Genomic DNA, 24,901 nt, shown 5'->3' on the forward strand with positions numbered 1-24,901 from the left:
TTACAGTGCGCAACAGGATCGTGTCGCACACGACAGAATTTTTCATGCTTTATATTTGATTAACATTATGCCAGACTTGTCCGCATCTCACTTGCCACCGGCCGATCGCACGGTTTTTTTTGTTTCCGATGGAACCGGCATTACCGCAGAAACCTTTGGCCATTCCGTTTTGACGCAATTTGAGTTGCGATTCAAGCAAATCCGCCTGCCGTTCATCGACACCCTCGACAAGGCGCATGAAGCCGTGCGGGACATCAATGAAGCGTGTGAACGCGATGGCAAGCGTCCAATTGTCTTCTCCACCCTCGTGAAGTCTGAACTATCCTCCGTGATTCGCCGGTCAAAGGGCATGCACATGGATCTGATCCAGACATTTGTTGAACCGCTTGAACAGGAGCTGGGAGTCAAGTCGACCCATACCATTGGGCGTAGCCACAACATCGCTGATTCGGACGACTACAAGAATCGTATCGAAGCGATCAATTTCTCACTCGCGCATGACGACGGCCAGTCCAATCAGAACCTCGCTGCAGCGGACGTAATTCTCGTAGGTGTGTCGCGGTCAGGAAAAACGCCGACCAGCCTCTACCTGGCAATGCAATATGGGGTCAAGGCGGCTAACTATCCGTTGATTCCCGAGGATTTCGAACGCGCCAAGCTGCCTCGCGATTTGCTGCCCTACAAAAGGAAGATTTTTGGCCTGTCCATTGCTCCTGACCGCCTCTCCGAGGTGCGAAACGAACGTCGGCCAGGGAGCAAGTATGCTTCATTGGAAAACTGCCGATATGAAGTGAATGAAGCCGAGAAAATGATGCAGCATGAAGGTATTCGATGGATGTCATCAACAGCAAAATCCATTGAGGAAATTGCAACAATGATTCTTCAAGAGATCAAGTCCGAAAATCCGTCGTATTAGTCTTCAAGCAAGCTCCTTTCCAGCACCTCTAATTCTTGTCTTTATTACAAAAGCCGCCGTGCAGATGCATGGCGGCTTTTTTTATTTCTTTTGAATCAGGAACTCTTACAAAAAAGCTTACACAAAGCTTACAAATTGGGTATAAATAAAGGAAAGACGAATGGAGGCAGACATGGATCTCATGTTGATTGAACTGGTATTGTGGGGCGGGCTGCTCTTCTTCTTCTGGGCGCTGAAGGACGGATTAGGAAACGTCGAATCGGACATTGAATCGCTGGGCCTCTTGCCCAATGCAAAAAATGCCCTGTCATCCCAGGAAGATGCGGGAGCCTCGCACCCTGAACGTGTCGCAGAAGTGATAGGTAGTTATCGCGATGCTCAAATTTACCGCTACGCAGTGATCCAAGGACGCACTTACCAGTTTGATCGTATCTGTCCGCTCGAACGCGACATCAAGCTCGACGCCGGAGAGCGCTATGTTGCACCTGGGCTGATCTATCAGGAGTGTCGAAACAAGCCCGCAGATTCTATCTGATGGCTACACTGCAACTTTTTGCCGCACCTGCTCAAAGAAACACACCGCCGCACTTGCGGCAACATTGAGTGACTCGACAGAACCCAAGTGCGGAATCGCCACTTGGCTCGTCGCCAGTCCCAGCAGATCCTCCGACACACCCTGTCCTTCGTGGCCAAACAACCAGGCGACCGGTTGGGTCAGATCGAGATCATAGATACGCTGACTAGCATGTGAACTGGTCGCCAGTATTGGTATCGTGGCATGCCGCAGCAGCGCAACGAGGTCAACATTCTCGTGAATCTTGAGCAAGAAATGCGCACCCATTCCCGCCCGCAGAACCTTGGGCGACCAAGCGAGTGCCGTACCCTTACCGCAAAATACCGACTCTATCCCTGCAGCCGCCGCACTGCGAAGAATGGAGCCCATGTTGCCCGGATCTTGCAGTCTGTCGAGCAACACTGCGGACCGTGTCAGTTTTTCAGGCACTGCCGTTTGCGGCGTATCGATCACAAATAGCAGGCCTACACCATGCTCAACCTGACTCAATGTCTGATATAAAGCATCCGGCAATTCAATGCACGGTACATGCGCGGATTCACATTGACGGACGATGTCGGCCACTTCCGCGTGTGAGAATGAATTCTCGCTGAGGATGCACGTTGGTGGCATGCCGACGCTCTGCAGATAAGTCTGGCAAAGATGAATACCGTCCAACAAGGTGCGCGCACTCTTGCGTCTGGCCTGCGAACTCGTGGCCAGCAGCTTCAGTTCCTTGTACAGCGGATTCTCACGCGAGCTGATGGTCTTCATGTCAGGATGCTCGCAGATTGTTGTCGCGCGCACCAATCTGTGCCCCCTCAATCAGTTCTCGCACGGGCGCATACGACTTGCGGTGCACCGGCGATACCCCATGCATTCGCAAGCGCTCCAGATGCATTGGTGTCGGGTACCCCTTGTGCTGGTCGAACCCGTACTGAGGATATTCGATATGCAACGCCATTAAAGCAGCATCGCGGGCGGTCTTGGCCAGAATCGACGCTGCCGAGATCGCCGGAATCTTGTCGTCGCCTTTCACAATTGCCTCGGAACGAATCGGCATTACCGGACAGCGGTTTCCATCGATGAGCGCCAGCGTTGGAATCACGTTCAAGCCCTCGATTGCCCTCCGCATCGCCAGCATCGACGCCTGCAGGATGTTGAGCGTATCGATTTCGCTTTCCGAGCATTGCGCTATCGACCATGCCAGTGCATCGGCCTTGATCTGTTCGGTGAGGGAATTGCGCCGCGCTTCGGTCAACTTTTTCGAGTCCCGCAAACCGGCGATCGGCTTCGCAGGATCGAGAATCACGGCAGCGGCAAATACCGCACCTGCCAAAGGGCCTCGCCCAGCTTCATCCACGCCGCAAATCAACTCATCAGCATAGTCAAAAAGCGGCAAGCTCGAAGTATCCGATTTCATGCAGCCGCCGAACGTCCGATCAGTTGAAGAACTGCCTGCGCGCTTTCCTTGGCGGTATCGCGCAGCAGAGCGTGATGCATTTCGGTAAAGCGATGGCGCAAGCTCTCGCGGTGCCGCTCGTCGTCCAACTGCTTCCAGAGTGCATCTGCAAGGCGCTCCGGTGTCGCCGCGTCTTGCAGCAATTCGGGTACGACGAACTCCCGCGCAAGAATGTTCGGCAAACCAACCCAAGGCTGATAGCCCATATGGCGCAGGATTTCCCAGGAGGCCCGCATCATCTTGTATGCAATCACCATCGGCTTCTTGAACAGCGCCACTTCCAAGGTGGCGGTGCCGGATGCCACCAGAACAGCATCTGCTGCGGCAATCGCGGCATGCGAACGTCCGGGCAGCACCTGAATCGGCACATCCGCCAAGCCAGCCTTGGATAGCAGCTCTTTGAAGTAGGATTGCTGCTGCTCGCCTGCCATGGGCACGACAAATCGTATGGAAGAATCGCGTTGCGCCAGGCGCTTTGCAGCACCGATAAACGCTACCGAGTTGTACTTCAATTCGGACATGCGGCTGCCAGGAAGAATCGCTACGATACGAGCATCGGCCGGCAATCCAAGTTCGGCGCGTGCAGCGGCTGTGTCGGGCTCCATGGGAATCACTTCCGCCAATGGATAGCCAACGTAGGTGACCGGAATTCCCTCTTTGCGGTAAATCTCTTCCTCGAAGGGGAACACCACAAGCATGTGCGAGACCGCGCGCGCAATCTTCTTGATGCGCCCGCCACGCCATGCCCAGATTGAGGGACTGATGAAGTGCATCGTAGGAATACCGGCCTGCTTCAATTGTGCTTCAAGACTGAAGTTGAAATCGGGCGCATCCACGCCGATGAAAACAGCAGGTTTTTCCGCCAGCAATTGGTCGCGTAAACTATTCTGGATCGCCTTGATTTCGCGGTAATGGGCGAGCACTTCAAACAGCCCTCGCACCGACAATTTTTCCATCGGCCAATCGCTGCGAAAACCATACTCTGCCATCCTGGATCCGCCGATACCATGGATCAGCGCGTCAGGAAGCTGCGGCCGCAAGCCGGAGAGCAAGCGACTGGCAAGCAGATCGCCTGAACTTTCTCCAGCGACCATCGCAATGGAAAGTTTATCGGACGATGCCACGAGTCGCGTTGTCGAGGAATTCACGCATCAAGCGCAAATGGATGGCGGAATGTGAGGAATCCGCTTCTGCCTTGGCAAGTTCCGTCTTGGCTTCTTCCAGCGTTAACCCGGATTTGTAGATCAGCTTGTAGGCATTGCGGAGCGCACCGATCTGCTCCCGCGAAAAACCGCGACGCTTGAGCCCCTCGATATTGATGCCATGTGCTGACGCGGGGTTGCCGGACAATAGAACAAATGGCGGAACATCCTGGGTGAGGCTGGTATTCATTCCCACGAAAGCATGGTCACCAATCTTGCAGAATTGATGGACGGCCGCAAACCCGCTCAGGATGACCCAATCACCAACATGTACATGTCCAGCCAGGCTGGCATTATTTGAAAAGATGGTGTTATTGCCGACCACGCAGTCATGCGCAATATGGACGTATGCCAGGAGCCAGTTATCGCTGCCGATCCGGGTGAGCCCTTCATCCTGCATCGTACCGAGGTTGAATGTGCAGAACTCGCGAATCAGGTTGCGATCACCGATTTCCAGTCGCGTCTGCTCGCCCGCATACTTCTTGTCTTGCGGTGCGCCGCCAATCGATGAAAACTGGAAAAACGTATTGTCGCATCCGATGGTCGTATGACCGTCAATCACGACATGCGGGCCAATCTTGGTGCGGGCGCCAATCTTTACATTCGGTCCGATGATCGAGTAGGCACCAACCTCGACCGAATCATCGAGTTCCGCCTTCGAATCGACAATCGCGGTCGGATGGATCATCGTCATTACTGCCCCGCTGGCTGGCTGGCGTCCGTGGCGCTGCGCATGGTACACATCAGTTCGGCTTCGACCGCAACCTGTCCGTCAACACTTGCCTGCGCCTTGTATTTCCAGATGCCACGTGCCGTGCGCAAAATCTCCACCTGCATCTTGAGCTGATCACCTGGCTCAACGGGTCGCTTGAAACGCGCGCCGTCAATGCCAACAAAGTAGACCACGCTGTTATGGTCGGGTTTCTGGCCCATGGTCAGGAAAGACAGCAAGGCCGCAGTCTGTGCCAGCGCTTCGATCATCAAGACACCAGGCATGACCGGCTTGTGCGGGAAATGTCCATTGAAGAATTCTTCATTCACGGTCACATTCTTGATCGCGGTAATCGACTTGCCGGACTCCCACTCCAGCACGCGATCGACGAGAAGCATCGGATATCGATGCGGAAGATATTCCTTGATTTGGGTGATATCGAGAGTTTTCATTACTTTTTTTCGGTGAGCGATTTAATAGTTTTTTCCAGCTCGCGGATTTTCTCACGCATCGATCCCAAATTGCGCACAATCGCCGCTGATTTTTCCCATTCGGCATTCTTTGCCAGAGGATAGAAGCCCGTGTAATGGCCCGGCTCAAGAATGGAACGCGACACCATACTGGCAGCAGAGATATGCACGTTATCGACAATCGTCAATTGGCCCAGCACCATCGCTGCACCACCGAAAGTGCAATATTTGCCAATTTTTGCGCTCCCGGCGACACCGACACAACCAGCCATCGCCGTATGAGCGCCGATATGGCAGTTATGTCCAATATGGATCTGGTTATCCAGCTTGACATCGTCTTCGATAATCGTGTCTGCCAGCGTACCGCGATCGATAGTAGTGCTAGCACCGATCTCGACATCATCACCAATCACGACCCGCCCCGTCTGCGGAATCTTGACCCAAGTTCCCTTGTCATTGGCAAAACCGAATCCATCGGCACCGATTACGGCGCCCGAGTGGATAATGCCGCGTTGCCCGATTTCACAGCCCGCATAAAAACTGACATTTGCGTAAAAATGCGTGCGTCCGCCGACCTTGGCGTCGCGCCCGATAAAACATCCCGCCTCGATAATCGCGTGTTCGGCAATTACGGCGTTCGCATCTATTGTTACATGCGGGCCGATATACGCAGTTGGGTCGATTTTCGCATCAGGGTGGACAGTCGCACTGGAGTGAATGCCAGGGACGACCGGTATCGCCGCCTGCTCGGCAAAGAACTGGGCGGCGCGCGCAAAGTATGCGTATGGATTGTTTGTAATGATGCGTACGCCTGAATAGCTGGCGCTGATTGCAGGGTCATCCGCTTGGGAGAGAATCAGTGCTGCGGCTTTTGTCTGCGCCGCTTGCGTACGCAGTTTGGGATTGGAGAGAAACGTCACTTGCGACGAGTCCGCCGTATCCAATGGTGCGATGCCGGTCACTGTTGTGTTGGCATCGCCAATCAGTTGGCCTCCCAAGCGATCGACCAATTCTTGCAGCCGAGTGCTCATTGCGGCCCTTTTCAATGATTACTTGCCGTTGAGCGCCTTGAGCACTTTGTCTGTGATGTCGATGCGCGGACTTGCATAGACCGCTTCCTGGAACACGATATCGTACTTTTCCGTTTCAGCGATTTGTTTGATCACTTTATTCGTACGCTCCAGGACGATCGCCAGCTCCTCATTACGGCGCTGATTCAAGTCCTCGCGGAACTCACGTTGCTTGCGCTGGAAGTCCTTGTCCAGATCCGCCAGGTCACGCTGGCGTTTGACTCGGTCCGACTCGGACAATACCGCCGCATCCTTGTCGAGTTTTTCAGACATGGACTTCAGCTTGCTGGCCATTTCCTGCAGCTCTTTGTCGCGGCGCGAAAACTCCTGTTCGATCTTTGCTTGCGCTGCCTTTGCCGGTGCCGCCTCACGGAAAATCCGCTCCGTACTGACGAAGCCGACTTTGGATTCCTGCGCCTGTGCACTCGCCAGCGGTAACAAAAGCGCCGCAAGAAGAGCCATGCACTTGAGCGATACGGATGATGTGGTTAGAGACTTCAAGGTCATTCTCCGCAAAACAAATTACTATTATGCCACTAGAATCCAGTGCCAAGCTGGAACTGGAACCGCTGCTTCCGATCGCCTGCCTTTGCATTCAAAGGCATGCCGTAACTCAGCTTCAATGGACCAATGGGCGACACCCAACTGATGCCAAGGCCGGCGGAATAGCGCAGTTCAGAAACCTGCGGTCGGACCCCTTCCGCAAATACGTTACCGACATCCGCAAATGTAAACCAGCGCAATGTCCGGTCATTTCCCGAGCCGGGGAATGGAAACTGCAATTCAGCATTGGCGATGATACGGGACGTGCCGCCCAATGGGTCGCCGTTGGCTGCACGAGGGCCGAGCGAGGATCCTTCATAGCCTCGAACCGAGCCAATACCGCCTGCATAGAAGTTCTTGAAAATCGGATACGGCTTGCCGCCCATTCCGCGGCCATAATCAAACTCGCCATTCAAAGCCAAGGTCACGGCACGGAAGAGCGGCCGGAAATATTGGTGCTGATAGACGGCTCGGTAATATCGCAATGTACCCGCCGGCGCCACCTCAAAGTTGACACGCTGATACCGTCCTATAGTCGGCACAAGCGCGCTGTCGCGGCTGTCACGCTGCCATGCTGCAGTCAGCGGGAAGCTGGTCGTTCCTGCGACAGTGCCGTCACCGAAATCGGTCACATAACGCTTGTAAAGCTCGGGACTGTCATTATGTCCCGGCACGCCTGTATATGTCGTTACGTCGGTACGCTCGACACCCGCACCGAAGAAGACGGTATCGAGCTCCGAAAACGGCACACCGAACCGGATGTTTGCGCCTTTCGTTTGCACCATGTAATCGCCGGTGTTCACTTCAGGCGGACGCATCGTTCGCAAAAAGACCTCGTAACTGCGGCTGACACCGTCGTCCGTAAAGTACGGCGTCGTCTGTGACAAGGCAATCGTCTTGTTGAGCTTGCTCGTATTGACGTCCAGGCCAAGCGTATTGCCGCTGCCAAAGGCGTTGGCCTGCTGAATGGAGCCGGTCAGCATGAGCTTGTCGCTGCTGGAGAAGCCGGCGCCCAGCATGATGTTGCCAGTGGGCTTTTCAGCGACCGTCATGTTGATGTCAACCTGATCGGTTGAGCCCGGCACTTCCGGCGTCTCGATATTGACTTCCTTGAAATAGCCGAGGCGATCCACGCGGTCGCGCGACAAGCGGATCTTTTCTCCGTCATACCAGGAGTCTTCAAATTGACGGAATTCGCGACGAATGACTTCGTCACGTGTCTTCGTATTTCCCGCGACATTGATCCGGCGCACGTAAACACGCTTGCCCGGATCGATCAGGACGGTGAAGCCGACTTCTTTCTTATCACGATTGATTTCCGGATTCGCATTGACGTTGGCGAACGCGTAGCCAAAATTCCCCATGCGCTCGGAAATCTTCTTCACGCTTTCCGCGAGTTTTTCGCCGGAATAGACGTCGCCACGCTTCAATTGCACCAACGATTTCAGTTCTTCTTCACGACCAAACATCTCGCCTTCCAGCTTGACGTCTCCGACTGTGAATTTTTCACCTTCATTGATATTGATGGTGATGTAAATATCTTTCTTGTCCGGCGTAATGGATACCTGGGTCGATTCGACCTGCATTTCCAGGTAACCGCGATTCAGGTAAAACGAACGCAGAGTTTCAATGTCGCCGGTCAGCTTCTGCTTGGAATACTGGTCGGCCTTGGTGTACCAGGTAAACCAACCCGGCGTAGAAAGGTTCAGTAATCCCAACAGCTCCTTGTCGGAGAAAATCTTGTTGCCGACAATATTGATCTGCTTGATGCGAGCGACCTCGCCCTCATCCACTGCAAACGTGACATTGACGCGATTGCGTTCGATCGGCGTCACCGTAGTGGTGATCTGCACGCCGTACAACCCGCGCGAAAGGTATTGCCGCTTGAGTTCCTGCTCAGCACGGTCCACCAATGCCTTGTCGAAGATCCGCGACTCGCCGAGTCCGATATCCTTCAATGCCTTGGTCAGTTGCTCCTTGTCGAACTCCTTGATGCCGGAAAAGTCGACGCTTGCAATCGCAGGGCGTTCCTCGACGCTGACGACGAGGACACTGCCCTCGACTTCAATTCGCACATCCTTGAAAAAACCGGTTGCGTAGAGCGCCTTGATGGCTGCAGCACCTTTTTCATCGGTATATGTTTCCCCGACACGAACCGGCAGGTAACTGAAAATGGTGCCCGCCTCGGTACGCTGAATTCCCTCTACACGAATGTCCTTGACGACGAACGGATCTACAGCGAGAGCATGGCCTGCGCAAAGGGCAAAGGCGGCAATGGCAATGAGGCGACGAGGAAAAAAAGGCTGAGGAAAACGCTCGAAATGTAATTTCATCGGTTATTTTATTATCAATGTTTTCGCCAGTCGCCCGTCCTCTGACAAGCTGGCGAAAACTCAGGACATGAGCCGAACGATGTCATTAAAGATGGCAACCGCCATCAATGTCATCAAAATGCCCACACCTGCACGCTGGGCCAATTCTCCGAACCGTTCGGGAATGGCCCGTCCGGTCAAAAGTTCCAGCGAATAATACAGTAAAAGCCCCCCGTCTAAAACCGGAATGGGAAGCAGATTCATCACACCCAAACTGATGCTGATAAACGCGATGAACGTCAGGTAGCTGATGACGCCGATTCGCGCAGTCTGCCCTGCGTAATCGGCAATTGTGATCGGCCCGGTAATATTCTTCCAAGAAACTTCTCCGACTACCATTTTACCAAGCATCTTTAGCGTAAGGGCACTGGTATCCCAAGTCTTTCTGATGGCCTTCGCCACGGCGGGCAATGGCGATTCGCTGGCAATGACCATTTCCGGTGCGAGCGGAACCTCAACCTTGATGCGGCCGTAAATCTGATTGTTCTTGCTGTACGATTCGGGCGTGATCGCAATATGAAATTCCTCGCCCTTACGCAAGACGCGGAGGTCAAGTTGGCGACCGGCGGAGGAACGGACGAGTTCAACAAATGCGAGCCCGTCGACAATGGGTCGGCCATTTACTTCGAGTACACGATCACCCTCGCGCAGCCCGGCATTCATCGCAGGTCCGTCCGGCATGATCTTCGCGAGCGTCGCCGGTGGGCGGGCCAGGTCAATCCCCAGTTTCGAGAGGAAGTCGCCTTCAAGATCCTCGGTTGACAATCCGTCGAGCCGCACCGTGACGTTGCCGGAAACATTGCCACTGGATACCGCAGGATTTGGCCGCTGCACTTCAAGCTGCGCAGGTGTTTTTTCGATGGCCAGCTGCATCAGCTTCCAACGCAGATCCGACCATACCCGAACCCGGTCACCGTTTACGGAAGTGATCAGTTCGCCACCGCGCAGGCCCGCCTGATACGCTGCGCTCTTCTCGGGAACCGCCCTTACTCGCGTGGTCGGCTCGGGGACTCCGTAGGTGTACAAACCGGCAAATACGGCGATCGCCAGCAAGAAATTGGCAAGCGGCCCTGCTGCGACAATGGCGATGCGTTTCAATACCGGCTGCCGGGTGAATTCCCGCTTCAAGTCCTCAGCCGGAAGATTGCTCAAATCCTGCTCACGTGCATCAAGCATTTTCACATAGCCGCCGAAGGGCAAGGCGGAAAGCGCCCACTCGGTTTGATCCGGTCCAATCCGCCGCGAGTAGACAATCCGCCCCATGCCGATGGAAAAACGCAAGACCTTCACGCCGCACCAGCGCGCCACCCAATAGTGACCAAGCTCATGCACCATAACCAGCACGCCGAGCGCCACGAGAAACGCTATCACCGTCTGCAGCAAAGTCATGTTTTCGCTATCTATGAAATGAGGGAATGAGCGGCCTCCCGCGCGCGACCATCTTGTTCCAGCAGTGAATTGATGTCGCTGACTTCGCCATGCGGCACGGTATCCATCACCTGCGCGATCACCCGGTCTATTGCGCGGAAGCCAATTTTTCGATCCAGGAATGCTTGGACAGCAACTTCATTGGCCGCGTTCAGTATAGCTGGGGCACTGCCACCCGCCAACAATGCGTCGTATGCGAGCTTCAGGCAAGGGAATTGCCCGAAGTCCGGGCGTTCGAAAATCAGCTGGCCGATTTGCGCGAGGTCCATGGCGGTAACGCCGGACGCGATGCGTTCAGGATAGGCCAATGCATGTGCAATCGGCGTCCGCATGTCGGGATTGCCCAACTGCGCCAGCACCGACCCGTCTACATAGGACACCATGGAGTGAATCACGCTTTGGGGGTGAATCACGACTTCGATTTCACTTGCTGCAGCGCCAAACAGCCAATGGGCTTCAATAACCTCCAACCCCTTGTTCATCATGGTCGCCGAATCGACGGAAATCTTGCGCCCCATGACCCAGTTCGGGTGAGCGACAGCCTCCTCGGGCGTCACATTTTCCAGTGTTTCGACGGCGCGCTTAAGGAATGGCCCGCCAGATGCCGTCAGAAGAATTTTCGCAACGCCATGGCCGGCCGGGATACGCGAATACGACGCCGGCAAGCACTGAAAGATCGCATTGTGCTCGCTATCAATCGGCAACAATGTTGCCCCGCTCTTCCCCACGGCGTCCATGAACAATCGCCCGGACATGACCAGTGCCTCTTTGTTCGCCAGCAGAATCTTTTTTCCAGCCTTGGCCGCCGCCAATGTCGGCGCCAGTCCTGCCGCGCCAACAATAGCCGCCATCACCACATCGCACGTCGGTGCGCTTGCGGCCGCGCATAATGCGGCCTCGCCGTAGGCCACTTCCGTCTTGAGGCCCTTTTCCGCGAGCAGTCGGATCAAGGTTTCAGCCGCCTGCGCTGTCCCGACAACCGCGACTTGAGGCTCGAAACGCTCGCACTGCGCTGCCAATTCCGCCACTCGATGATGCGCCGTTAGCGCAAAGACGCGATAGCGGTCAGGATGGCGTCCAATCACGTCGAGTGTGGATACGCCAATTGAACCAGTTGAGCCAAGAATCGTAATCTGCTGCATCCTGTCTACCTACTTAAAACCATGAATCGAACAAGACGGCAAGCGGCAAGGTCGGAATCAAAGCGTCGATCCGATCCAGAACACCGCCATGGCCTGGCAACAGGTTGCTACTGTCCTTCATACCCACGCGACGTTTGAGTTGCGACTCAAACAGGTCGCCGACGACGCTTGCGGCAACCATGATCGTCATGACAACGCCAAAGCCAGGCCAACCTGATTTCGTGACCAGACGGGTGGCGAACGTATCAGCGAACGCCGGATGCAATGTGGAGATGCCAGTGAGGATCAGCACTGCCAACCAGCCGCCAATTGCCCCTTCCCATGATTTGCCGGGAGAAATTGAAGGTGCCAGCTTGTGCTTTCCAAACGCCTTTCCGGAGAAATATGCCCCGATATCCGCTATCCAGACAATTGCCATGACGGAAAGCAGGTAGAGCGGAGAATGCTGAAACAAGACGACGATCGCGAGAAAGCATCCGAGTATGGCAATGCCGTAAATGCCGTTGAGGAGGCGATTGCCGAAGCCCTCGAGCGTCGGCAAGCCAATCGCCAACGAAGGCGCCAGGCGAATTGCCCAGATCGCAGCACATAAAGCAAACAACAAGATGGTCGAATCCAGTGCATCTCGGGATACGAGAAAGACGAAAGCCACGGTCCAAAGCGCCGCGCCGACCAAAGGTTGCCGATTATGAAACAGCCTGAAGCTCTCCCATGCCGCAGCGGCGAAGAATGCTGCAGCGACCAGGACGAAGAAGGGATAGGATTTGGAATAAACGACCGATAGCAGAATCGCCAGCAATACCAACGCCGTGATAACACGCGTTTTCAGCATCACGACGCCTTTTTCTGTTCAATCAATTGCTCGCTGGTGCGGCCGAAGCGGCGCTCGCGCTGCTGATAAGATTCGATTGCCCGATCCAGCGCCGCGGCATCAAAATCTGGCCAGAAAGTTTCCGTGAAATAGAACTCGGTATAAGCAAGCTGCCAGAGCAGGAAATTCGAGATGCGTTCTTCGCCACCGGTGCGTATGAAAAGGTCAGGCTCGGGAGCATAGGCCATCGACAAGTATGGGCCCAGTTGCTCTTCCGTGAAATCCGTTGTCCCAGGGTTTGCGGCGATCATCTTGTTGACTGCCTGCATGATGTCCCAGCGCCCGCCATAGTTCGCGCAGATGGTGACGGTCAAGCGGCGATTTTCCGCCGTGCGGCGTTGCGCATCGGCGATCAGCTTTTGCAGTTTTGCATCGAATCGGCTGAGATCTCCGACCACTTTCAGTCGGATCCCGTTCGCATGCATCTTGGACACCTCACGTTCCAATGCAGTGACAAACAGGCGCATCAAGAGGGAAACTTCATCAGCGGGGCGGCGCCAGTTCTCGGAACTGAACGCAAAAAGCGTGAGGTATTCGACGCCGCGCGCAACGCAAGCCTCGACAATGGTGCGAACCGATTCGACTCCCTTGCCATGTCCCGCCACACGGGGCATGAAGCGCTTGGTCGCCCAGCGGCCATTACCGTCCATGATGATGGCAACGTGGCGCGGTACGGAGGAGACGGCAGGTATCGCCAAAGTTGAACTCAAATGCTTCATGAGGTGGAAAGAGCCTGAAAGAGGTTTATTTTGAGGTGCTTCACGATCAACGAACCAGAAAGCATACCCTAATGTGTAATACCTTACGCCGGAGCACTGGAGCCCCGGGCGTAACGCCTACCGCAAATGCAAAATTCTCCATCTGCACTCATTGCAGACACACTCATTGATAGCGAGTTAGGCAACCAGAGATACCGTCATCAAACGGTCAACAACTCTTTTTCTTTTTCGCTAATCAGCTTGTCCACTTCGGCGACAAACTTGTCGGTCAGTTTCTGAACGTCATCCTGTGCGCGACGCTCGTCGTCTTCCGAGCAGGCCTTGTCTTTCAACATCTTCTTCAGCGCTTCGTTCGCGTCGCGCCGGATGTTGCGGATAGCGACCTTCGAATCCTCGCCTTCGCCCTTGACGATCTTTACGATCTCCTTGCGGCGCTCTTCGGTCAACGGCGGCGTTGGTACACGGATCAAATCGCCTTGCGTGGATGGATTCAAACCCAGATCGGACTCACGAATTGCCTTTTCCACGACGCCAACCATCTTCTTTTCCCACGGCTGCACGCCAATGGTACGTGCGTCGATCAAAGTGACGTTTGCGACCTGATTGATATGCGTCGGGGTACCGTAATAGTCAACCAGCAGGTGATCAAGAATGCCGGTATGCGCACGGCCTGTACGTACCTTTGCGAGATCCGCTTTCAGCGTCTCGATCGACTTCTGCATTTTTTGTTCGGCGTTCTTCTTTACTTCAGCGACTGCCATACTGCTCTCCTCTTTTGCTACGAGTTATACGTGAACCAGTGTTCCTTCATCCTCGCCCATGATCACATTCTTCAGAGCGCCCGGTTTTATGATGGAAAACACCTTGATAGGCAATTTCTGGTCGCGGCACAGCGCAAAGGCGGTTGCATCCATGACCTGAAGGTGCTTCGCAATGGCTTCATCGAACGTAATCGTCGAATAGCGTGTCGCATTGCGGTCTTTGTTCGGGTCTGCACTATACACGCCATCAACCTTCGTCGCCTTGAGCACGATCTCGGCACCGATTTCCGATCCGCGCAAAGCGGCTGCAGTGTCAGTCGTAAAAAACGGATTGCCGGTACCGGCGGCGAACACCACTACTTTACCCTCTTCCAGATACTGCAAGGCTTTCGGCCGGACATAGGGTTCGACAACCTGTTCGATGCTAATTGCCGACATGACCCGCGCAGTTAATCCGACCTGACGCATTGCATCGGCCAATGCAAGCGAGTTCATCACGGTCGCCAGCATTCCCATATAGTCCGCCGTCGCACGGTCCATTCCTTGCGCACCGGGTGCCACGCCGCGGAAAATATTGCCGCCGCCGATCACGATTGCCAATTCCACACCCAGCTTCGATACTTCAGCCACATCCGCCACCATACGCTCGATGGTCGATCGATTGATGCCATAGGCATCGTCGCCCATTAACGCTTCACCCGAGAGCTTCAGGAGGACGCGTTTATAAGCTGGTTTTGTCATGGGCTAGACTCCTAATATTTGTCCGATTCAAGGCTGTAATCGGTTATTGCCCGCTTTCATCATTGCATAGCCGCCCTTGGCTAAAGGTTAGATGAAATACGGTGTTTCCGGTGTATTTCAATATTGACGGAGCGTAAGACAATGTTTCTTAGCAAGAATGCCGAAGCATTTCTTTTTCATCCAAGCAATATTCTTGTTCGTGCTGCATTCACGGTAGTCTGGGGCCACCTAGAAAAACGGGCCTTTCGGCCCGCTTGACTGCTTATGCCTGTTTGGCCGCTGCAACTTGTGCTGCAACCTCTGCGGCAAAGTCGTCCTGTTTCTTCTCAATGCCTTCACCAACGACATACAAGGTGAATGCTTTCACCGTCGTATTCGTTGCCTTCAGCATTTGTTCAACAGTCTGCTTGTCGTTTTTGACGAAGGGCTGATTGAACAGCGAAACTTCCTTCAGGTATTTCTGGACACTACCTTCAACCATCTTGGCGACGATATCTGCCGGCTTGCCGGATTCGGCGGCCTTTTGAGTAGCGATCGAACGCTCTTTTTCGATCAGATCGGCCGGCACATCGTTGCTCGACAAAGCAACTGGCTTCATCGCCGCAATGTGCATCGCGACGTCCTTGCCGACCTGCTCATCGGCGCCGTCATATTCGACCATAACGCCAATACGGGTGCCGTGCAGATACGAGGTCAGTTTGGCGCCGGTTTCAAAGCGCTTGAAGCGACGGAAAGCCATGTTTTCGCCAATTTTACCGACCAGTGCGGCACGTACTTCCTCAAGCGTCTTGCCATCCACAGGGAGAGCCGACAAGGCGGCGACATCTGCCGGATTCTTCTCCGCAACCAGCTTGGCCGCCAACTTGGCCAACTCAAGGAACTCCTCGTTCTTGGTCACGAAATCGGTTTCGCAGTTGACTTCGACCAGCGCCCCAACGCCACCGGAAATATAAGTTGCAACCACGCCTTCCGCAGTGACGCGGGACGCCGCCTTGGATGCCTTGCTGCCGAGCTTCACGCGCAGAATTTCTTCGGCACGGACCATGTCGCCATCGGCTTCGGTCAGTGCCTTTTTGCATTCCATCATCGGCGCATCAGTCTTTGCGCGCAGTTCGCCTACCATCGCTGCGGTAATTGCCGCCATGTTCTTCTCCTAAACTCAATAAGCGTCCTATCGGACGCGTTCAATCAAAATACGTTCAAGCCGGCTAAAAAAAAGGGGCGAACCGCTGTTGCCCCTTTTTGAAGCCTGACAATCAGGGCACAGGGCCTTAAGCTTGTTCGTTGACCTCAACGAATTCGTCTGCTCCGCCCTTGACTGCTTCCAGTACTTCGCTGGTCGCATTCGCGCGGCCTTCCAGGATCGCGTCGGCGACGCCGCGTGCGTACAAAGCGATCGCCTTGGACGAGTCGTCGTTACCCGGAATGACGTAGGTCACGCCTTCAGGCGAGTGGTTGGTATCGACCACGCCGATGACCGGAATACCGAGCTTGGCAGCTTCAGTGATCGAGCCCTTGTGGTAGCCAACGTCGATAACGAAGATCGCATCGGGAATGCCATTCATGTCCTTGATTCCGCCGATGGATTTTTGCAGCTTTTCCATCTCACGCTGGAACATCAGCGCTTCTTTCTTGCTCATCTTCTCGACGGAGCCGTCTTCGATCGCCGCTTCCATATCCTTCAGGCGCTTGATCGAGGTCTTGATGGTCTTGAAGTTGGTCAGCATGCCGCCCAGCCAGCGCTGATCGACGTAAGGCATGCCGGCGCGTTGCGCTTCAGCGGCGACGATTTCGCGCGCCTGGCGTTTGGTGCCGACAAACAGGATGGTGCCGCGGTTGGAAGCCAGCTGGCGGATGTACTTCATCGCCTCCTGGTACATGGACAGGGTCTTTTCCAGGTTGACGATATGAATCTTGTTGCGATGACCGAAAATGAAGGGGGCCATCTTGGGGTTCCAGAAGCGGGTTTGGTGACCGAAATGGACACCTGCTTCCAGCATTTCACGCATGGTAACGGACATAATATCTCCAGGGTTAGGTCTGGAATCCGATCAGTCACCCTTGCGGGCACCCTTTGCGACCGGATTCGCGTTTTCAAACAGGTTTCGCTTGAAGCCATTTCAAGCTAACCCGAGATTTTACCCTACATTCCCGAATTTATTCAAGGCGCGGACCGGCTTTGCTTAAGCGCGTACTGCGCGGGTCGTCTATAATTTGAGATTAATTATTATTCACGCCATCTGGCGTAATTGACTTTCGCTATGGGTTCAATTTCCATCAAAACCGAAGACGATATCAAGGGCATGCGCATCGCAGGGAGACTTGCGGCCGAAGTGCTCGATTTTATTGCACCTCATGTCAAGCCGGGCGCCACAACCGGCGAGCTTGACCGTCTCTGCCATGAATACATGCTCAACGTACAAGGGACTATTCCGGCACCGTTGAACTACTGCCCTCCCGGCTATACGCCTTACCCGAAAGCAACCTGCACGTCGGTTAATGACGTCGTGTGCCATGGGATTCCGGGCGATAAGGTTTTGAAAAGCGGTGATATCGTCAACATCGACATTACGGTGATCAAGGATGGCTACCACGGCGATACAAGCCGCATGTTCTATGTCGGCGAGCCGTCCATTCTTGCCAAACGCCTGACGGAAATCACTTTTGAATGCATGTGGCTGGGAATTTCCAAGGTGAAACCTGGCGCGCACTTGGGCGATATCGGCTACATCATTCAACAACACGCGGAAAAAGCAGGATATAGCGTAGTTCGCGAGTTTTGCGGCCATGGCATCGGCAAGGTATTCCACGAAGAGCCGCAGGTTTTGCATTATGGCCGTCCGGGCACGCTGGAAAAATTACTTCCAGGCATGATTTTCACCGTTGAGCCGATGATCAATGCCGGACGCCGCGAAATCCGCGAAATGGGCGACGGATGGACGATCAAGACCAAGGATCGCAGCCTGTCGGCCCAATGGGAGCATACGGTGCTGGTGACAGAGACCGGTTTCGAAGTCCTGACGGTATCGCCCGGCATGCCTCCTGCACCCGCATTCATTACGCAGCCAATCACGTCCCAAACAATCGAAGTCTAGAGATGGCGTCTCTTGCATTGACGCTCAAAGAGCAGCTGAAGAGCGAGCGCCAAGCAGCAATCGATGCGTTTCAGGCCGATGGCAAGCCTGAAAAGCTGCTGAGACAGCTTCGTCAAAATGTCGATGTTGCACTAACCCAGGCATGGGAGGCATTTGGCATGCCTCCCAGTGCGGCGCTGGTCGCCGTAGGCGGATACGGCCGCGGCGAGCTGTTTCCGCATTCCGATGTGGATGTGTTGATTCTGCTTGACTCTCCGGCGGATGCGGACCTGCAGGGGACGCTCGAAGAACTGGTTCAGCTGTTCTGGGATATCGGCCTCGAAATGGGTCACAGCATTCGGACTGTTGATGAATGTCTTACCGAATCGGCGGCCGACATCACTGTTCAGACCAGTCTTCTTGAAGGCCGCTTCATCACCGGCAACCGCAAGCTGTTTCAGTTTTTACGGGATCGCCATACCGCCGCCATCAATCCGCAAGCGTTTTTTCAGGCCAAGACCCTGGAGATGCGGCAGCGGCACGCCAAGTACGAAGATACGCCGTACAGCCTCGAGCCGAATTGCAAGGAAAGTCCTGGTGGATTACGCGACTTGCAGGTCATTATCTGGGTTGCCAAAGCCGCCGGCCTCGGCGATTCCTGGCGCAAGCTGGCTGAACGCGGCCTGATTACGCCGACCGAAGCGCGTCAGTTGACGCAAAAGGAACGCGCATTCAAGGACATCCGGATTCGCTTGCATATCCACGCCCATCGGCGTGAAGACAGACTGGTTTTCGACGTGCAAACGCCCATTGCCGAGTCATTCGGCTTCAAGACGACAGAAACGCGCCGAGCCAGCGAATACCTGATGCAGCACTACTACTGGGCGGCAAAAGCGGTTACGCAGCTCAATACGATCCTGCTGCAAAACATCGAAGCGCAGCTGTTCCCTCAGCCAGGCTCGCTGCAGCCGATCAACGAGCGCTTCAACGAGATCAACGGCCTGGTCGACATTGCCCAGGACAATACGTTCGAGGCAACGCCCTCAGCAATGCTTGAAGTGTTCCTGCTCATCGCTCAGCATTCCGAATTGAAAGGGATGACCGCACGCACCTTACGCGCGCTCTGGCATGCCCGCTTCAAGATTGACGGCAAGTTCCGGCGGGATCCGGTAAATCGCGCGCTGTTCCTGCAGATCCTTCAGGCACCGCAGGGAATCACCCACGCGCTGCGAGGAATGAACCAGACCAGCATCCTGGGCCGGTATCTGCCGAATTTCCGCCGCATCATCGGCCAGATGCAGCATGACCTGTTTCATGTCTATACGGTCGACCAGCACATCCTCATGGTGGTGCGCAATGTTCGTCGCTTCACGATGACGGAACATGCGCATGAATATCCGTTCTGCAGCCAGTTGATGGCCAACTTCGCGCAACCATGGCTGCTGTACATCGCAGCACTCTTCCATGATATCGCCAAGGGTCGCATGGGCGACCATTCCACGCTGGGCATGACCGACGCTCGCCAGTTTTGCAAGGACCATGGCCTGTCGAAGGAGGATACTGCTCTGGTGGTGTTCCTCGTGCAGCATCATCTGTCCATGTCCCAGGTCGCTCAGAAACAGGATTTGTCGGATCCGGATGTCACTCGCCATTTTGCCAACCTGGTCAAGGATGAACGCCATCTCACCGCGCTGTATTTGCTGACGGTTGCGGACATCCGCGGCACCAGTCCGAAAGTCTGGAACGCGTGGAAAGGCAAGCTGCTTGAGGATCTCTACAGGATGACCTTGCGGGTGCTCGGCGGTGAAGACCCCTCTACCGATCATGAGCTGAAAAACCGCCAGGATGCTGCACTGAAGACTTTGCGCCTGTACGGCCTGCCAGAGAGTGCACACGAGCGTCTCTGGCGGCAACTCGACGTGGCTTACTTCCTGCGCCACGACGCATCCGATATCGCATGGCAAACTCGCTCGCTCTATAACAAGACCGACAGCGAGCGCGCCGTCGTCAAATCCCGGCTCGCGCCGATTGGCGAAGGCGTGCAGGTGGCGGTCTATGTCAAGGACCAACCCGATCTGTTTGCCCGGATTTGCAGCTACTTCGACAGGAAGAATTTCAGCATTCTTGATGCCAAGATTCACACCACCAAGAATGGCTACGCGCTGGATACATTCCTGGTCACCGAACCTGCATTTGCCAACAATTATCGCGACATCATCAATCTGATCGAGCACGAGCTGACTGAATTGCTGGAGTCTCGCGAGCCATTGCCGCCCCCGACCAGGGGCCGGCTGTCACGGCTATCGCGCACCTTTCCGATCACGCCGACGGTCGATCTGCGGCCGGACGAACGCGGCCAATACTATCTGCTGTCGGTGTCCGCAAACGACCGCAACGGTTTGTTGTATTCGATCGCGAACGTGCTCGCGAAGTACAAGATCAATCTGCATACGGCAAAGATCATGACCCTGGGGGAACGTGTCGAAGACGTTTTCCTGGTCGATGGTCCGGTGCTCAGCAATGCGCGCAGCCAGATCCAGCTCGAGACCGACCTGCTCGAGGCGCTACGTGTCTAGCTTTCTTATCTCATCCCATGACTGAACTTGTCCGACTCTCCAAACGCATGTCCGAACTTGGCCTCTGCTCGCGCCGTGAAGCCGATGAATGGATCGAGCGTGGCTGGGTACGCGTCGATGGTGTCATTGTGTCCGAACTGGGAAGCAAGGTATTGCCGGGCCAGCGCATTACGGTAGAGCGCCAGGCCAGCGCCCAGCAAGCGCGCCGCGTCACGGTCCTTCTCAACAAGCCGGTCGGATTTGTGAGCGGCCAGGCGGAAGACGGCTACAAACCCGCCGTCACACTCATTAATGCCGACACGCGCTGGAAAGAAGACAAGGCTCCACAACAATTCCATCCCAGCCAGCTGCGCAGCCTAGTTCCCGCCGGCCGGCTCGATATCGATTCGGTGGGCTTGCTGGTCCTGACGCAAGACGGCCGCATCGCGAGGCAATTGATCGGTGAAGATACGTTGGTCGAAAAAGAATATCTGGTGCGTGTGCAATACGGCAAGCCGGGCAAATTACCGGATGCCAATCTCAAGTTGCTGAATCATGGGTTGTCACTCGACGGCAAGAAACTGTTGCCAGCAAAAGTACGCTGGCAGAACGAGGATCAGTTGAGCTTCATTCTGCGGGAAGGGAAGAAACGACAGATCAGGCGCATGTGCGAAGCCGTCGGTCTCAAGGTGCTCGGGCTCAAACGGGTCCGGATCGGGCGCGTTACCCTGGGCGACTTGCCAGTGGGGCAATGGCGCTACCTGCGTCCCGACGAAAAGTTCTAACAGGGTGTTGAAAAGCGACTGCGCGGGCCGACTGACGAAAGCGCCGGGAGTCAGTCATCGTGACTGGCATCCAAGCCCGGGAACAAGATATCGGTAAAGCCAAAGCGCGAGAAATCCTTGATCCTCATTGGATACAAGATTCCCGCCAGGTGATCGCACTCATGCTGTACGACGCGCGCATGAAATCCTTCTGCATCCCGGCTGATGACACGCCCATGCTGGTCGACGCCCTCATAGTGAAGCTTCGTCCAGCGAGGCACCATGCCGCGCAATCCGGGTACCGACAAGCATCCTTCCCAGCCATCTTCGAGCTCGTCCGAGAGCGGTTTGAGCGTCGGATTGATCAAAACCGTCTCGGGTACAGGCGGTGCGTCCGGATAACGTGCATTGTCTTTGAAACCGAAAATGACGAGCTGCAGATTGACGCCAATCTGCGGCGCAGCAAGCCCTGCGCCATTTGCGGCACGCATGGTATCGAACATGTCGTCAATCAACTCATCCAGCTCGCGAGTGCCAAATCGAGTAAGGGGTTCGGCCTGGCGCAGCAGGCGCGGATCGCCCATCCTGAGAATTTCTCTGACGCTCATTTCAGTTGTGCCAGATAGTCCGCGAATGCCTTGCCCATCTGCGGATGTTTCAATCCCATGGCGACGGTGGCCTGCAGATATCCAAGCTTGGAACCGCAGTCAAAACGCCGCCCGGCATAGCGATACGCCAGCACCTGCTCCGATTTCATCAAGGCGGCGATGCCATCAGTGAGTTGGATCTCACCGCCAGCGCCTTTGCCCAAGCCTTCGAGGTAATCGAAAATCCCGTTGTTCAATACATAGCGCCCGACCACTGCGAGAGTCGATGGCGCAGTTTCCGGCGAAGGCTTTTCGACAATGCTGTCGACAAGTTCGAGGTTTGGCTTATACGGCGTTACACGCACGATGCCGTATTGCCCGGTTTCGGCGCGCGGCACGTCCTGAACGGCGAGAAGACTCGCTCCTTCCTGCGTGTAGAGGTCCGTCATCTGGGCCAACACAGGTTTTTGACCCGCATCGACATCCATCAGATCGTCGGCCAGCAAGACGGCGAACGGTTCGTGGCCAATCACAGGGCGGGCGCACAGAACCGCATGCCCCAGCCCGAGCGGTGCGGATTGACGGATGTAGATGCAATTGATTCCCTTCGGAATGGCACCGCGCACCACCTCCAGCAATGCCGTCTTCCCGCTGGCTTCCAGCTCGGCTTCCAGTTCGTATGCCGTATCGAAGTGATCTTCAATGGCGCGCTTGTTGCGACCCGTAATGAACACGAGGTCGGTGATCCCCGCTGCGACCGCTTCCTCCACTGCGTACTGGATCAAGGGTTTGTCGACGATAGGGAGCATTTCTTTCGGTTGCGCCTTGGTCGCCGGCAGGAAGCGGCTGCCCAGCCCCGCAACCGGGAATACGGCTTTTGTGATTTTTTTCATTTTTCTTCCAGCAATCGAAACAGACCGTCTTCATCCAGGATGGTGATGCCCAGTTCCTGCGCCTTGACCAGTTTGCTGCCGGCCTCTTCGCCGGCCACGACATAGCTCGTTTTTTTGGAAACCGAGCCGGCCACCTTGCCGCCGGCGGCCTCGATTTTCTCCGCGGCTTCATCGCGCGTCAGTGTCGGGAGTGTTCCGGTCAGGACAAAGGTCTTGCCTTGCAAATGTTTGGATATGCCCGCAGATCGTTCACTCTCGGTCCAGTGTATGCCCGCCGCCCGCAACTGTTCGATCAACTCGCGGTTCATCGGATCGGACAGGAAGGTGATGATGGAACGAGCAACGACGGGGCCGATATCCGCGACCTCGAGCAACTGTTCTTCCGACGCTTCCAGGAAGGCATCGAGGCTGCCGAAATGGTTCGCCAGCTCCTTCGCGGTTGCTTCACCCACATGGCGGATGCCGAGCGCGTAAATGAAGCGTGCCAACGTGGTCGACTTCGACTTTTCCAGCGCGCTCAGCACGTTCTGTGCTGATTTTTCCGCCATGCGATCGAGTTCAGCCAGCGCATTCAGGCCAAGCTTGTACAAATCCGCAGCGGTAGTGATGACGTGCTTGTCGACAAGCTGATCGATCAGTTGCTCGCCGAATCCCTCGATATCCATCGCGCGGCGCGATACGAAATGCAGCAGTCCTCCCTTGCGCTGCGCCGCGCACTTCACCCATCCGCCTGAACAACGCGCCACTGCTTCTTCTTCCGGCCGCACGATCGGCGATCCGCAGACCGGGCAACTCGCAGGCATGACAAATTTGCGAACATGTGACGGGCGCAATTCAGGAACATAGGCGGCCACTTCAGGAATGACATCGCCTGCACGGCGCACGATGACGGTGTCGCCGATCCGGATGTCCTTGCGATGAACCTCATCCTCATTGTGCAATGTCGCGTTCGTCACTGTGACGCCGCCGACAAATACGGGTGCAAGCCGCGCAACCGGCGTAATTGCACCGGTACGACCGACCTGCACGCCAATGTCCTGCACCACTGTCATCGCCTCTTCCGCCGGGAATTTGTGCGCCAGTGCGAAACGCGGCGCACGGGAGACAAAGCCGAGATTTCGCTGATATTCAAGCCGGTTCACCTTGTAGACAACACCGTCGATGTCGTAAGGCAGTTGCTTCCGCTTGGCGCCGATGCTCCTGAAGAATTCGAGCAGTCCCTGCACGCCCCTGACCACCGCACGCTCTTTGCAAACCGGAAGGCCGAGCTTGGCATACCAATCCAGCAAGGCGGAATGCGAGGGCGGCATATCCGCGCCGTCAAGCATGCCGATGCCGTAGGCGAAAAAACGAAGCGCGCGCTGCGCAGTGATGCGCGAGTCAAGCTGTCGCAAACTGCCGGCTGCCGCGTTGCGTGGATTGGCAAACTCCTTCTGCCCTGCTTCGCGCTGCCGTTCATTGAGTTTCGCAAAATCCGATTTGTACATCAGCACTTCGCCGCGCACTTCAAGGACTTTCGGCGGATGGTCGATGTGCAGGCGCAGAGGCACGGCACGGACAGTGCGGATATTGCCGGTCACGTTTTCGCCGGTCGTGCCGTCGCCGCGGGTCGCTGCCTGCACCAGCATGCCGTTTTCATAACGCACACTGATAGCGAGTCCGTCGAACTTGAGTTCGGTCGAGTACTCGACCTCGGCAAGGTTTTCGAGGCCTTCCCGCACCCGGCGGTCAAAGCCAATCACTTCGTCATCGTCAAACGCGTTATTCAAGGACAGCATTGGCGTCGAGTGGCGTACCTGCTCGAACTGCGGCAAGGGTTTGCCACCAACGCGCTGGGTGGGAGAATCCGACGTGATCAGGTCTGGATGCGCCTGTTCAAGCTCGACCAGCTCGCGAAACATCTTGTCGTATTCCGCGTCTGGAATGGTAGGCTTGTCGAGCACGTAATAGGCATGACTATGCCGGTTGAGCTCCACCTTCAACCAGGCTGCGCGCTCCTGCCAATGATTTGCTTCCGGGTTCGTGGTCATGTCAGTCGCCTGACCCGGAGTCGAAAAGAGATCCGG

Annotated in this window: 24 protein-coding genes; 5 read left to right on the forward strand and 19 right to left on the reverse strand. The window is 55.5% G+C overall.

Annotated features, from left to right (window positions below):
• Nucleotides 1–67 precede the first annotated feature (67 nt).
• Both E6W33_RS10950 and E6W33_RS10955 read left to right on the forward strand, forming a co-directional pair.
• Nucleotides 68–916: a pyruvate, water dikinase regulatory protein gene (locus E6W33_RS10950; RefSeq protein ID WP_136417318.1), complete on the forward strand. Its 849-nt coding sequence runs from the start codon at nt 68–70 to the stop codon at nt 914–916.
• Nucleotides 917–1,088: 172 nt separating this feature from the next.
• Complete coding sequence (locus tag E6W33_RS10955) at nt 1,089–1,451, forward strand: hypothetical protein (protein ID WP_136417319.1); 363 nt, start codon at nt 1,089–1,091, stop codon at nt 1,449–1,451.
• A gap of 3 nt (nt 1,452–1,454) precedes the next feature.
• On the opposite strand, the gene E6W33_RS10960 is transcribed toward E6W33_RS10955, so the two are convergent.
• From E6W33_RS10960 to rpsB, 16 genes are all read right to left on the reverse strand, one after another.
• The gene (locus E6W33_RS10960) at nt 1,455–2,243 is read right to left on the reverse strand and encodes an RNA methyltransferase (protein WP_136417320.1); all 789 of its coding nucleotides are present in this window, start codon (nt 2,241–2,243) and stop codon (nt 1,455–1,457) included.
• A gap of 1 nt (nt 2,244) precedes the next feature.
• On the reverse strand, nt 2,245–2,892 hold the full coding sequence (gene rnhB, locus E6W33_RS10965) for a ribonuclease HII (protein WP_136417321.1): 648 nt from the start codon (nt 2,890–2,892) through the stop codon (nt 2,245–2,247).
• Nucleotides 2,889–4,025: a lipid-A-disaccharide synthase gene (gene lpxB, locus E6W33_RS10970; RefSeq protein ID WP_136417476.1), complete on the reverse strand. Its 1,137-nt coding sequence runs from the start codon at nt 4,023–4,025 to the stop codon at nt 2,889–2,891. The genes rnhB and lpxB overlap by 4 nt, the downstream gene beginning before the upstream one ends.
• A gap of 13 nt (nt 4,026–4,038) precedes the next feature.
• Nucleotides 4,039–4,827, reverse strand: coding sequence for an acyl-ACP--UDP-N-acetylglucosamine O-acyltransferase (gene lpxA, locus E6W33_RS10975; RefSeq protein ID WP_136417322.1), 789 nt, complete (start codon nt 4,825–4,827; stop codon nt 4,039–4,041).
• Nucleotides 4,827–5,297: a 3-hydroxyacyl-ACP dehydratase FabZ gene (gene fabZ, locus E6W33_RS10980; protein WP_136417323.1), complete on the reverse strand. Its 471-nt coding sequence runs from the start codon at nt 5,295–5,297 to the stop codon at nt 4,827–4,829. The genes lpxA and fabZ overlap by 1 nt, the downstream gene beginning before the upstream one ends.
• Complete coding sequence (lpxD, locus tag E6W33_RS10985; RefSeq protein ID WP_136417324.1) at nt 5,297–6,346, reverse strand: UDP-3-O-(3-hydroxymyristoyl)glucosamine N-acyltransferase; 1,050 nt, start codon at nt 6,344–6,346, stop codon at nt 5,297–5,299. The genes fabZ and lpxD overlap by 1 nt, the downstream gene beginning before the upstream one ends.
• 18 nt (nt 6,347–6,364) lie before the next feature.
• Nucleotides 6,365–6,892 (reverse strand): OmpH family outer membrane protein, encoded by a 528-nt coding sequence (locus E6W33_RS10990; RefSeq protein WP_211097303.1) that lies wholly within the window; start codon nt 6,890–6,892, stop codon nt 6,365–6,367.
• 29 nt (nt 6,893–6,921) lie between these two features.
• Nucleotides 6,922–9,261, reverse strand: coding sequence for an outer membrane protein assembly factor BamA (gene bamA, locus E6W33_RS10995; protein WP_136417326.1), 2,340 nt, complete (start codon nt 9,259–9,261; stop codon nt 6,922–6,924).
• A gap of 60 nt (nt 9,262–9,321) precedes the next feature.
• The gene (rseP, locus tag E6W33_RS11000; protein WP_136417327.1) at nt 9,322–10,689 is read right to left on the reverse strand and encodes an RIP metalloprotease RseP; all 1,368 of its coding nucleotides are present in this window, start codon (nt 10,687–10,689) and stop codon (nt 9,322–9,324) included.
• A gap of 11 nt (nt 10,690–10,700) precedes the next feature.
• Nucleotides 10,701–11,870 carry a 1-deoxy-D-xylulose-5-phosphate reductoisomerase gene (ispC, locus tag E6W33_RS11005; RefSeq protein WP_136417328.1) on the reverse strand — a complete coding sequence of 390 codons (1,170 nt, stop codon included), beginning with the start codon at nt 11,868–11,870 and terminating at the stop codon, nt 10,701–10,703.
• A 13-nt stretch (nt 11,871–11,883) separates the two neighbouring features.
• Complete coding sequence (locus E6W33_RS11010; RefSeq protein ID WP_136417329.1) at nt 11,884–12,702, reverse strand: phosphatidate cytidylyltransferase; 819 nt, start codon at nt 12,700–12,702, stop codon at nt 11,884–11,886.
• Nucleotides 12,702–13,460: a polyprenyl diphosphate synthase gene (gene uppS, locus E6W33_RS11015; RefSeq protein WP_136417330.1), complete on the reverse strand. Its 759-nt coding sequence runs from the start codon at nt 13,458–13,460 to the stop codon at nt 12,702–12,704. The genes E6W33_RS11010 and uppS overlap by 1 nt, the downstream gene beginning before the upstream one ends.
• Before the next feature lie 200 nt (nt 13,461–13,660).
• Nucleotides 13,661–14,221 (reverse strand): ribosome recycling factor, encoded by a 561-nt coding sequence (gene frr, locus E6W33_RS11020; RefSeq protein ID WP_136417331.1) that lies wholly within the window; start codon nt 14,219–14,221, stop codon nt 13,661–13,663.
• A gap of 24 nt (nt 14,222–14,245) precedes the next feature.
• Nucleotides 14,246–14,962, reverse strand: a complete 717-nt coding sequence (pyrH, locus tag E6W33_RS11025) for a UMP kinase (protein ID WP_136417332.1) — start codon at nt 14,960–14,962, stop codon at nt 14,246–14,248.
• Nucleotides 14,963–15,224: 262 nt separating this feature from the next.
• Nucleotides 15,225–16,106, reverse strand: coding sequence for a translation elongation factor Ts (gene tsf / locus E6W33_RS11030; RefSeq protein ID WP_136417333.1), 882 nt, complete (start codon nt 16,104–16,106; stop codon nt 15,225–15,227).
• A 127-nt stretch (nt 16,107–16,233) separates the two neighbouring features.
• Entirely contained in the window at nt 16,234–16,983 is a 750-nt protein-coding gene (rpsB, locus tag E6W33_RS11035; protein WP_136417334.1) for a 30S ribosomal protein S2, read from the reverse strand.
• A gap of 240 nt (nt 16,984–17,223) precedes the next feature.
• On the opposite strand from rpsB, the gene map reads away from it, so the two are divergent.
• Genes map through E6W33_RS11050 form a run of 3 tightly spaced genes read left to right on the forward strand, consistent with a single transcriptional unit; the run spans nt 17,224 to nt 21,376 of the window.
• Nucleotides 17,224–18,057 (forward strand): type I methionyl aminopeptidase, encoded by an 834-nt coding sequence (gene map / locus E6W33_RS11040; RefSeq protein WP_136417335.1) that lies wholly within the window; start codon nt 17,224–17,226, stop codon nt 18,055–18,057.
• A 2-nt stretch (nt 18,058–18,059) separates the two neighbouring features.
• The gene (locus tag E6W33_RS11045; RefSeq protein WP_136417336.1) at nt 18,060–20,612 is read left to right on the forward strand and encodes a [protein-PII] uridylyltransferase; all 2,553 of its coding nucleotides are present in this window, start codon (nt 18,060–18,062) and stop codon (nt 20,610–20,612) included.
• A 17-nt stretch (nt 20,613–20,629) separates the two neighbouring features.
• Nucleotides 20,630–21,376: a pseudouridine synthase gene (locus E6W33_RS11050; RefSeq protein ID WP_136417337.1), complete on the forward strand. Its 747-nt coding sequence runs from the start codon at nt 20,630–20,632 to the stop codon at nt 21,374–21,376.
• A 50-nt stretch (nt 21,377–21,426) separates the two neighbouring features.
• Here the strand turns inward: E6W33_RS11050 and def are convergent, their stop codons facing one another.
• The 3 genes from def to ligA are packed head-to-tail and all read right to left on the reverse strand — an operon-like array spanning nt 21,427 to nt 24,865.
• Nucleotides 21,427–21,963, reverse strand: a complete 537-nt coding sequence (gene def, locus E6W33_RS11055) for a peptide deformylase (protein ID WP_136417338.1) — start codon at nt 21,961–21,963, stop codon at nt 21,427–21,429.
• Nucleotides 21,960–22,835: a UTP--glucose-1-phosphate uridylyltransferase GalU gene (gene galU / locus E6W33_RS11060; protein WP_136417339.1), complete on the reverse strand. Its 876-nt coding sequence runs from the start codon at nt 22,833–22,835 to the stop codon at nt 21,960–21,962. Before galU ends, def begins: the two co-directional genes overlap by 4 nt.
• Nucleotides 22,832–24,865 carry an NAD-dependent DNA ligase LigA gene (gene ligA / locus E6W33_RS11065; RefSeq protein WP_247869616.1) on the reverse strand — a complete coding sequence of 678 codons (2,034 nt, stop codon included), beginning with the start codon at nt 24,863–24,865 and terminating at the stop codon, nt 22,832–22,834. The genes galU and ligA overlap by 4 nt, the downstream gene beginning before the upstream one ends.
• Nucleotides 24,866–24,901: the final 36 nt, after the last annotated feature.

The organism is Herbaspirillum sp. ST 5-3 (genome assembly GCF_004804275.1).
Lineage (GTDB): Bacteria > Pseudomonadota > Gammaproteobacteria > Burkholderiales > Burkholderiaceae_D > Noviherbaspirillum.

Excerpts from the sequence above, each read along its gene's own strand:
- lpxD (WP_136417324.1), bottom strand. The coding sequence starts at position 6,346 with ATGAGCACTCGGCTGCAAGAATTGGTCGATCGCTTGGGAGGCCAACTG.
- ligA (WP_247869616.1), bottom strand. The coding sequence starts at position 24,865 with ATGACCACGAACCCGGAAGCAAATCATTGGCAGGAGCGCGCAGCCTGG.
- tsf (WP_136417333.1), bottom strand. The coding sequence starts at position 16,106 with ATGGCGGCAATTACCGCAGCGATGGTAGGCGAACTGCGCGCAAAGACT.
- E6W33_RS10960 (WP_136417320.1), bottom strand. The coding sequence starts at position 2,243 with ATGAAGACCATCAGCTCGCGTGAGAATCCGCTGTACAAGGAACTGAAG.
- rnhB (WP_136417321.1), bottom strand. The coding sequence starts at position 2,892 with ATGAAATCGGATACTTCGAGCTTGCCGCTTTTTGACTATGCTGATGAG.
- E6W33_RS11050 (WP_136417337.1), top strand. The coding sequence starts at position 20,630 with ATGACTGAACTTGTCCGACTCTCCAAACGCATGTCCGAACTTGGCCTC.
- ispC (WP_136417328.1), bottom strand. The coding sequence starts at position 11,870 with ATGCAGCAGATTACGATTCTTGGCTCAACTGGTTCAATTGGCGTATCC.
- rseP (WP_136417327.1), bottom strand. The coding sequence starts at position 10,689 with ATGACTTTGCTGCAGACGGTGATAGCGTTTCTCGTGGCGCTCGGCGTG.
- E6W33_RS10950 (WP_136417318.1), top strand. The coding sequence starts at position 68 with ATGCCAGACTTGTCCGCATCTCACTTGCCACCGGCCGATCGCACGGTT.
- E6W33_RS11045 (WP_136417336.1), top strand. The coding sequence starts at position 18,060 with ATGGCGTCTCTTGCATTGACGCTCAAAGAGCAGCTGAAGAGCGAGCGC.
- uppS (WP_136417330.1), bottom strand. The coding sequence starts at position 13,460 with ATGAAGCATTTGAGTTCAACTTTGGCGATACCTGCCGTCTCCTCCGTA.
- E6W33_RS11010 (WP_136417329.1), bottom strand. The coding sequence starts at position 12,702 with ATGCTGAAAACGCGTGTTATCACGGCGTTGGTATTGCTGGCGATTCTG.
- def (WP_136417338.1), bottom strand. The coding sequence starts at position 21,963 with ATGAGCGTCAGAGAAATTCTCAGGATGGGCGATCCGCGCCTGCTGCGC.
- rpsB (WP_136417334.1), bottom strand. The coding sequence starts at position 16,983 with ATGTCCGTTACCATGCGTGAAATGCTGGAAGCAGGTGTCCATTTCGGT.
- lpxB (WP_136417476.1), bottom strand. The coding sequence starts at position 4,025 with ATGGTCGCTGGAGAAAGTTCAGGCGATCTGCTTGCCAGTCGCTTGCTC.
- frr (WP_136417331.1), bottom strand. The coding sequence starts at position 14,221 with ATGGCAGTCGCTGAAGTAAAGAAGAACGCCGAACAAAAAATGCAGAAG.
- pyrH (WP_136417332.1), bottom strand. The coding sequence starts at position 14,962 with ATGACAAAACCAGCTTATAAACGCGTCCTCCTGAAGCTCTCGGGTGAA.
- E6W33_RS10990 (WP_211097303.1), bottom strand. The coding sequence starts at position 6,892 with ATGACCTTGAAGTCTCTAACCACATCATCCGTATCGCTCAAGTGCATG.
- bamA (WP_136417326.1), bottom strand. The coding sequence starts at position 9,261 with ATGAAATTACATTTCGAGCGTTTTCCTCAGCCTTTTTTTCCTCGTCGC.
- fabZ (WP_136417323.1), bottom strand. The coding sequence starts at position 5,297 with ATGAAAACTCTCGATATCACCCAAATCAAGGAATATCTTCCGCATCGA.
- map (WP_136417335.1), top strand. The coding sequence starts at position 17,224 with ATGGGTTCAATTTCCATCAAAACCGAAGACGATATCAAGGGCATGCGC.
- galU (WP_136417339.1), bottom strand. The coding sequence starts at position 22,835 with ATGAAAAAAATCACAAAAGCCGTATTCCCGGTTGCGGGGCTGGGCAGC.
- lpxA (WP_136417322.1), bottom strand. The coding sequence starts at position 4,827 with ATGACGATGATCCATCCGACCGCGATTGTCGATTCGAAGGCGGAACTC.
- E6W33_RS10955 (WP_136417319.1), top strand. The coding sequence starts at position 1,089 with ATGGATCTCATGTTGATTGAACTGGTATTGTGGGGCGGGCTGCTCTTC.